This window comes from Alteromonas sp. ABH4_453, assembly GCF_056160665.1.
In genome coordinates, this window is record NZ_JBSWXP010000007.1 from 303,151 (window position 1) to 311,090 (window position 7,940).

Genomic DNA, 7,940 nt, shown 5'->3' on the forward strand with positions numbered 1-7,940 from the left:
AATTTTCATATCTCTTGAAGGTAAAAAGTAAATAGCCCTTAATGCACAGACGATCCAAAGCTTACCAAAATTGCCATGCCAACTAAGGCGACGGCAGACCATGAAATAGTGGCTTTCGTTGCTTTTTCACCAAGCCCCCATGCAACCCCTAACGACATTAATGCGCTTGTAGCTATAAGGGTTTGAACCACTGCCGCTTTCGCATAAGCAAACGCAAACATTTGTAGGTAAATAGCAGCAGTAGTGCCAAGCAAAGTAGCTACTATAAAGGCAGGCCATACCCGTTTTCCGCCGTCGCGTTGGTAGTTAATAACAGGCATATAGCGGGTTTTGGTTATGGCTATAAATGGCACAACAAAGACCATACCACCAACTAAGCGAAGGAATGCAGCGCTGGCCGCGTCAATTTCACCGGCACTTAAAATGTCGCGGCTAACTACTGCACCAACTGCCTGACATAACGCCGCGCCCACACCATACAAATAGCCACTGGTTGCAAACACGTGTGTAGTGCTGCGTTTGCGTACCTTTATAACCATATCTACCGAAAACAGTACTACTGCAACGCCAACCCACTGCTGCCAGGTAATCCATTCGCCAATAAACGCCATAGCAAAAAGGGCTGTGAATAAAGGCGCAAGGGTTTCGGCGACCAGCACTGCTTGGCTATCGCCAATGCTTTGCAAGGCTTTAAAAAAGCAGGTGTCGCCAATGCCTATACCAATAAGCCCGCTAAGCAAGAGCCATAACACTGCGTTGGTGGTAAGCCCGGTTGGCTGAACGAAAAGTAGCACTACGGCCAAAATGGCAATTGAAATTAAGCCTTTCCAAAAGTTCATAGTTAGCGGCGAAAATGCGTTACCCGTTCCGCGGAATAAACGCGCAGCAATTGCCCAACAAAGCGCTGTACCTAGCGCAGCAAAAACACCCATAAATTACCTGTTAAAATTTGCCCAAAAACGCTGGGGCAATTAAGTAGCTCGCCAAAAAGAGCGGCTATGCTAATGCAAGGTCTGGGCGGGGTAAACTTAAATCATTCAGTTGGTTTTTAGTCAGAACATCATAGCCTTAAGCAAACGTAACAGAAGGCTAAAGGCATTCGTGGCATTATGTTGGTGGTAAAATTCGTGAGTAAGTTAAGCGCAGTCCACAATTAAGTGGGCGTTAACCGAACTTTAAGAATAACAGTGAAGTAAAAGGACGAGAAAACCGTGAGTATTGAGCAAATGAACTTAAGCGGCATAAAAGGTGTGATATTTGATTTAGATGGCACCTTGGTACAGTCTAGCCTTAACTTCACGCAAATGCGCGCCGACATAGGCTGCCCACAAAACGAAGACATTCTTACCTTTGTTGAAGCCCTTAGCTGCGCAGAAACCAAAGCCAAAGCCCACCGCACTATTTTGCAACACGAACTAGACGATGCGCAAAACGCCAAGTGGTTACCCATTGGTAAAGCCATGGTAGAAAAGGTGCAGGCCCATAATTTGCCCATGGCAATAGTTACCCGAAACTGCCGCCAAGCCACCGCAATTAAAGTAGCCAACAACAACATTCCCATCGATTATGTACTTACTCGTGAAGATGCCCCAGCCAAGCCCGACCCAACTGCATTACTGATGGTGGCGAACACATGGCAGCTTCAACCTGAAGACTGCCTATATGTGGGCGACTTTATCTACGATCAGCAAGCCGCCGAAAATGCTGGGATGAAGTGGTTGTTGGTTTAGATCTTAATTATTTACATCAGGTTTTTTGGGTTTTATCGGGCCGATTGGCAAGATGAGATAATGATCTTCGTTCAATAATGGTGTGGTAATCCCTGCATATACTTTAGTATAGTCATCCTCTGTAAGTTCTTGCATGTTTGTTTTTTGTTCGATACTCATATCTATTCCTCTTTATTTTTTTAATTTTCTTGCTCATGTGAGCAACTAAAAGGTAATGGTTTTACAGGGATGTAAGGTATGACTAACGAGACAGTTCATCGATATAAGCTGAAAACTAATTCTTATGTCCTAATTTTCCTTATTTGTTCGATGTTTATTCCAAAAACGGGCCAAGCCATTGGCGTAAATTTAGAGGGGAGAACCACCTTCGACGGAATTCCCTCAGGTGTTATTCGCGATGTAGAGGTTTCAGGCAAGGTTGTCTATGTGGCCGCTGAAAACGGAGTGTTCGAAGTAATAGGGAAGGAGTCTAAGCGTTTAAATTTCAATATATCTAGCCATGCTACGGGAATCATTTCTGATATTCACTTGAGCGATGCTAGCCTATGGGTTGTTGAATATGGCGTGGGCGTATTCGAAATAAGCTTGAGGACCAAAGAAGCTAAGCAACTATTTACTGATAAAGAGTGGTCAAGGTCTGTTTGGGCGATGGCAATGACCCCTACAAACTTTTATTTCTCAGTCATCGATGATGTTTTACAAGTAAATAGAGAATCTAGTCATTCAACCAAGTTGAGCTCCCAACTCTCAACTTTGAAGTTAAATGGTGTTTACTCACTTTTCGCTGAAAAAGACAAGGTGTTTGTAGCATCAGATAAAGGTTACTTCTCAATATTAGAAACGTCAGGTGTTACTAAGGAGAGCTTGCTAGGCGACAAACTTCCACTTTTATCGAGTGTGACCTTCATTAAGGTTATTGACAAAGAGTTATACGTTGGAGGACCTGAAGGCCTGTACATATTAGGCAGTGAAGAGCGTTATGTTTCTACTGAAGGGATTAGCGGTACTTATATAAACGATGTAATTAAAACTGCGGATAATAAAATTTGGGTTACCGACGGCAGGTTATTGATGCTGGAAGACCAGAAACTAATAGCGCCTCCCTTTATGAACCCAGTCTTGACATCTGAAGCGATTCGCTCGATTACAAAAATAGCAGTAGGCCCTTATGATTCACTGCTTATTGCCTCCTCACAATTAGGTCTAATTTCTTTACCCAAAACGATGTTGTCGACAAACCTCGTATCGCTTAACGGCAACGCAATAAGAGAAAATATTCAAAAATCCGCTATCGACAAAACCGAAACTTTAGTTCGAACTGAAAATGGTCTATTTAATCTAAACGAAAACAATGGCGAACTAATCAGTAAAGCTCAAGAAAAGGGTAATGTCTCACATTGTGTGTCGCGGCAAGAAGGTGTCTTTGCTTCATTAATAGAGTTAAGCCCATCAGAACTATGTAGCAGAAAATTTATTCATTCTGTTGAGATCGATAATAACGCATTTTATTTCTACTTCGATAATGGGAATAGTGCTAACTATTACTATATTGTGAATGGCACAATAAAAGACACCATCAACGCTCCCAGAAAAATCGTTTATAGCACTTTATTGAGCGGAGGGGAGATCGCTGCATTCGATGTATTTGATAATTTACATTTTCAGTTGTCGAAGTTTAGTTGGAGAACTATCAATTATCAGGAGGGTAGTTGGTTCGGGCTTCAGTGTTTAGTCGAGTATGAAGACGTTTATTTACTATGTACATCCGGGGCAGGTCTAAAAGAAATTGATAAGAAGAGTGGTTCGGTCAACGCTTCAACTATTCAAGCTCTAAACGACCTGAGGTTTATACGAGGAGCTATGGTTTCTGAGAGTGGTAACCTCTGGGTGGCCTCAAATATGGGGCTCTTCATAAAACCTCGGTCAAGCGAATCTGCTTTTAAAGTAGGCATGCAGTTTGGTCTTTTTGACACAGACTTCGAGTACAGAAGTTTTGAGGAACTCCGCACAAAAGTGCTAGTTAAGGGTGATAAATACAGTTACTTACTAGATGAAGTGGGATTAATCCAAAGCCTCAAAAATCTAATTCCGGACTTGGAAACTACTGTTCTAACTTACGTTAAATGGAATGATGGAAGCGGACTGGATGAGCTTCACTTTCCTGAAAAACTCGAGTTTAACTTTGACAGTGGGTTTAAAGAAGTAACGTTCAACTTTGTCGAAAGTAATGTGTACAGCGAGAGCAAGGGAATTGAGTTCAAATTAGACGATAATGCTTGGTTCTCACACAATAAAACATCAATGAGTCTAACTTTAGGTGACTTGGACTTTGGTGCTCATACACTTAATGTAGTTAGCAATAACAATGTAGATACTTCGAATGGGCTGACTATACAGTTTGACATAGCGCCGCCTTTCTGGGCTTCCTACTTGGCTATGATTTTATATTTGGCGATTTTACTTTTGTCCTTTTACTTGTGGAAAATGGGCATCGCTAGCAAGGTTTATGAGAAATTCAAAACCACCTCGCTATACTCTCATCTCACGCGGTATGAAATAACAGATGGGCACTCAAAGTTCGAAAAAATGCTGCGTAGTAAAGAGCGTTTCATCAACGAAATAACCTCTGAGCTTCGAACACCTCTTCAAGTTATAAACGGTTCTTTGGAAAAAATTCCTGATGCAGATAAGGATACGCGCAAAGAGTTAGTTAGTATCCAAGACAATGTGAAAAGGGTCGAGCAATTAATTAACCAGATGAGTCAGGATGTCCCTACAGCTTTCAACCTTGAGGATTATTACAAGTCCTATTCACCCGAAAATATCCGGTTTATTGTTTTATCACTTGAGCCTTTAGCTAAACAAAAAAGACAAAATTTAGAAGTTCGGATAAAGGTCAAAAAAGAGGTGTCGCTCATCAGCGGTAGTCTAGAAAAAATCTTGGCTAACCTAGTCCAGAACGCTATCAAGTTTACACCTGAACGTGGCACGATAAAGGTGAGTGCTATACAGGATAGCAAGGCACTAAAGATTACTGTAACTGATGACGGTGAGGGAATTGACGAAAACTTACAGAACAATGTATTTGAAAGATTTGCTAGAGGTAACACTAAACTAGATGGGAATGGTGTAGGGCTAGCTACGGTTAAAACTCTAGTAGAGTTAAACCAAGGAGAGGTTGCACTTCAAAGTCAAAAAGGTGTGGGAACTAAAGTAACGGTAACGCTTCCAGTTGATGATATTGCTTTTGTAAACTCGCAAGCTGAAAACCTTTCGACAGCAAATGCCAAAACAAATAAGAAATCGCTATTAATTGTTGATGACAGCAGAGAATTCCGTTCTTACCTTTTCGACCTGTTCTCAGACAAATATCGCTGTCTTGTTGCGCGAAATGGTGTTCAAGCTTTAGATGTTATGCAGCATTATTTGGTCGACTTGGTAATAACAGATCAAATCATGCACGAAATGGACGGGCTTAGTTTAACTAAAGCTATTCGCAGCAATGCAAGTTATGTAAATATTCCGATATTAATGCTCACTGCTGAAACAGGAAGTGAACTGGAGAAAGCAGCGTTAGAGGAAAAGGTAGATTACTTCTTAGCGAAGCCAGCTTCAAATGAAGAGATAATACTGCGTGTTGAACACTTATTGTCTGTCAGAGAAGCAAAAGAAAAAGAAGAAGATGAAAGCGCGCTTCCCGTTTTCAAATTTGGGTGCTTAACAATTCCTGAGTTTGATAACGAGAAGGATATGGCATTCTATCTAAATTTCATCGCTGTTCTTGAAAAGAACTATCAAGACGAAGCATTCAATAGAGACCAAGCTGCCTCACAATTATTGATAAGTCCAAGAAGCTTAAATCGAAGGATGTCTGAATTGTTCGAGTACAACTTTAGCGAGTTTCTGTCGCGCTTCAGAATTGAAAAGTCCATTCCACTGCTGCTAGAAGGAAATAGCGTTTTAGATACATGTCTCGACGTAGGTTTTGGCACAGCCGCTTACTTTTCTACCTCTTTCAAAAAAATCATGCAACTACCACCTAAAAAGTACATAGAGCAACATAGCAAAACTGTTGCATAGTCTTTTAGGGCGCGGTGATAAGGCTTATCAAACATACCTACGCCTTTCCGCCAAAAAGCCAATCAACAGAAACGATGCTACATAGCCTGCGCCTTGGTACTGCCAGGGTAAGTAGGCTAGGGTGTGTTTCAAGAAGGGTGCGCCGTACAAAGTTAGTGCACCATAGCCAAAGGCACACAGCACTACAAACAAACTAACGCGAATGGTGAAATGGTAAGGTGCCAGTATGCGTTTTACATGGCCGTTAATCAGGTCGCCGTTTACCACTAAAATAGTAGCCATAAGCATAATGCTCATTTCGGTGTAATAGGGGCTTAATGCGCGAGAAAGGGCACTGAAAAGTTCACTCATAAAATGACTACTATTATGACGATGTTACTATGTGCCCATTATAACCACGGCAAGTATAAAAGCGTTAACTAAGGCTGAATTGAAATATGTGGGTAAGACCACTTTAAAAAGCAAGCCGATAGATATCTTCAATCTCATCAATACTCAATTGCTTGGGGTTGTTGCGAAGAAGGCGAGTTACTTTACTCGCCTCTTCTGCTAATTCACCTACACAAGAAGGCGGAATATTAAAGTGGGTGAGTGAAGCGGGAATGCCTACATCGCGACACAGTTTTTCTATAGCAATTAATAATAGTTTAATTGCTTCCTCTTTTGAGTGGTGGCGCTCACATACCTTTAAAAGCTTAGCCACACAATAAAGTTTGTCTTGGCAGAACGGCGCATTTACTTTCAACACATGAGGTAGCATTACCGCGTTACTCATGCCATGTGACAGATGAAACCGTCCCCCTAGTGGATAAGCTAAGGCATGTACTGCCCCCACGCCCGCGTTTCCAAACGCAAGACCGGCCATTAAACTGCCGGTGGCCATATCTTCACGTGCTGCTAAGTTCTCACCATTGTTATAAGCGTGAAGTAATGAATTGAAGATAAGCTTGAGTGCTTTCTCTGCCAGAGCGTCGGTTATCGGACTAGCATTTACACTTATATAGGCTTCAAGCGCGTGAACGAATGCGTCTATACCGCTTGCTGCTGTAATGGACTGTGGGCATGTTTTTGTCATCTCCGGTGCAACAATCGCAACATCGGGTAGCAGGCAGGGACTAACAATCCCTTTTTTCATCTGTGCTATCGGATCTGACAAGATAGCAATGTTGGTAACTTCTGAACCTGTACCGGCGGTAGTGGGGATAACAATAAGAGGCAAACGACGTTTCGAAAGCGTATTTTCTCCAAAGAGTTCACTGAGGGGGCCAGTATGATCGTATGTAGCTGCAAGTACTTTTGCACTATCAATAGCGCTACCTCCACCAAGAGCAATAATTCCGTCTACTTGCTTCTCACGAAGTATCGCTAACTTATCTTCTATGATATTCACTTCAGGCTCTGGTGGAATGTCATCAATAATAAGTAAGGGTGAAGAGGGTAATAGTGTGAGTAGTTGATCAAGAAGACCAGATGAAGAGACGCCTTTGTCAGTAACGATGGCACAGTCCTTTATGGATAATCTCGCCATTTCTACAGTGAGGGCTTTGATAGCGCCAAGACCCGTTATGAGTTTTCCTGCGGTTTTAAATTCAGAAACCTTCATGCAAACCCCTCAATAATCCACGTACACGTTCAAATACTGTTCTATTAATTTATAGTACACAGCGTGACTTACCAATTAACTAACCTTATAGATCGTGAAAAGCACGGTGAATTAGTGGTTTTTATGAACGTATTGAGCATTGTTTATGCAAACGATCGAAAAATAAGGATTTTTTTAAAATACTTGTTGACGTGAGCGCTCATTTCCCTAGAATGCGCATCCGCTTCGGGGGAAAAGCAAAACAGCAAGCCTCCTGAAGTAAGTCTCTACTACCTTTATAGGCCAGTAAAGACGGGAGTTTAGAAGAAACGCTTCAGAAAATAAATTTTCAAAAAGTGTTGACAACGAAAACTTCCAGCGTATAATGCGCACCTCACTCGAACAGGGTGAGCCACTAAGAAGCAAAGCTTCTAGTGAATTGCGGCGAAGTCGCAACGTTCTTTAAAAATTTAGACAAGACAATCTGTGTGGGCACTCGTTAAGAGTGTCACAACGACGATTCATATTTCGATATATTTAATTGAAGA

Annotated in this window: 6 protein-coding genes; 2 read left to right on the forward strand and 4 right to left on the reverse strand. The window is 41.8% G+C overall.

Annotated elements, in window-relative coordinates:
- Nucleotides 1-38: 38 nt before the first annotated feature.
- The gene (locus ACXAGV_RS15735; protein ID WP_474874052.1) at nucleotides 39-932 is read right to left on the reverse strand and encodes a DMT family transporter; all 894 of its coding nucleotides are present in this window, start codon (nucleotides 930-932) and stop codon (nucleotides 39-41) included.
- A gap of 279 nt (nucleotides 933-1,211) precedes the next feature.
- On the opposite strand from ACXAGV_RS15735, the gene ACXAGV_RS15740 reads away from it, so the two are divergent.
- Nucleotides 1,212-1,730, forward strand: coding sequence for an HAD family hydrolase (locus ACXAGV_RS15740; RefSeq protein WP_474874053.1), 519 nt, complete (start codon nucleotides 1,212-1,214; stop codon nucleotides 1,728-1,730).
- A 3-nt stretch (nucleotides 1,731-1,733) separates the two neighbouring features.
- On the opposite strand, the gene ACXAGV_RS15745 is transcribed toward ACXAGV_RS15740, so the two are convergent.
- Complete coding sequence (locus ACXAGV_RS15745) at nucleotides 1,734-1,889, reverse strand: hypothetical protein (protein ID WP_474874054.1); 156 nt, start codon at nucleotides 1,887-1,889, stop codon at nucleotides 1,734-1,736.
- 78 nt (nucleotides 1,890-1,967) lie between these two features.
- Here ACXAGV_RS15745 and ACXAGV_RS15750 point away from each other — a divergent pair, with 78 nt between their 5' ends.
- The gene (locus tag ACXAGV_RS15750; RefSeq protein WP_474874055.1) at nucleotides 1,968-5,810 is read left to right on the forward strand and encodes a hybrid sensor histidine kinase/response regulator transcription factor; all 3,843 of its coding nucleotides are present in this window, start codon (nucleotides 1,968-1,970) and stop codon (nucleotides 5,808-5,810) included.
- A 27-nt stretch (nucleotides 5,811-5,837) separates the two neighbouring features.
- On the opposite strand, the gene ACXAGV_RS15755 is transcribed toward ACXAGV_RS15750, so the two are convergent.
- Nucleotides 5,838-6,161, reverse strand: coding sequence for a DUF3392 family protein (locus ACXAGV_RS15755; RefSeq protein ID WP_474874056.1), 324 nt, complete (start codon nucleotides 6,159-6,161; stop codon nucleotides 5,838-5,840).
- 103 nt (nucleotides 6,162-6,264) lie between these two features.
- Nucleotides 6,265-7,413 carry an iron-containing alcohol dehydrogenase gene (locus ACXAGV_RS15760; RefSeq protein ID WP_474874057.1) on the reverse strand — a complete coding sequence of 383 codons (1,149 nt, stop codon included), beginning with the start codon at nucleotides 7,411-7,413 and terminating at the stop codon, nucleotides 6,265-6,267.
- Between the last annotated feature and the right edge of the window lie 527 nt (nucleotides 7,414-7,940).

What these genes read in the sequence shown, in the direction of transcription:
- ACXAGV_RS15735 (WP_474874052.1), bottom strand. Translation starts at nt 932, where the DNA reads ATGGGTGTTTTTGCTGCGCTAGGTACAGCGCTTTGTTGGGCAATTGCT.
- ACXAGV_RS15745 (WP_474874054.1), bottom strand. Translation starts at nt 1,889, where the DNA reads ATGAGTATCGAACAAAAAACAAACATGCAAGAACTTACAGAGGATGAC.
- ACXAGV_RS15750 (WP_474874055.1), top strand. Translation starts at nt 1,968, where the DNA reads ATGACTAACGAGACAGTTCATCGATATAAGCTGAAAACTAATTCTTAT.
- ACXAGV_RS15755 (WP_474874056.1), bottom strand. Translation starts at nt 6,161, where the DNA reads ATGAGTGAACTTTTCAGTGCCCTTTCTCGCGCATTAAGCCCCTATTAC.
- ACXAGV_RS15760 (WP_474874057.1), bottom strand. Translation starts at nt 7,413, where the DNA reads ATGAAGGTTTCTGAATTTAAAACCGCAGGAAAACTCATAACGGGTCTT.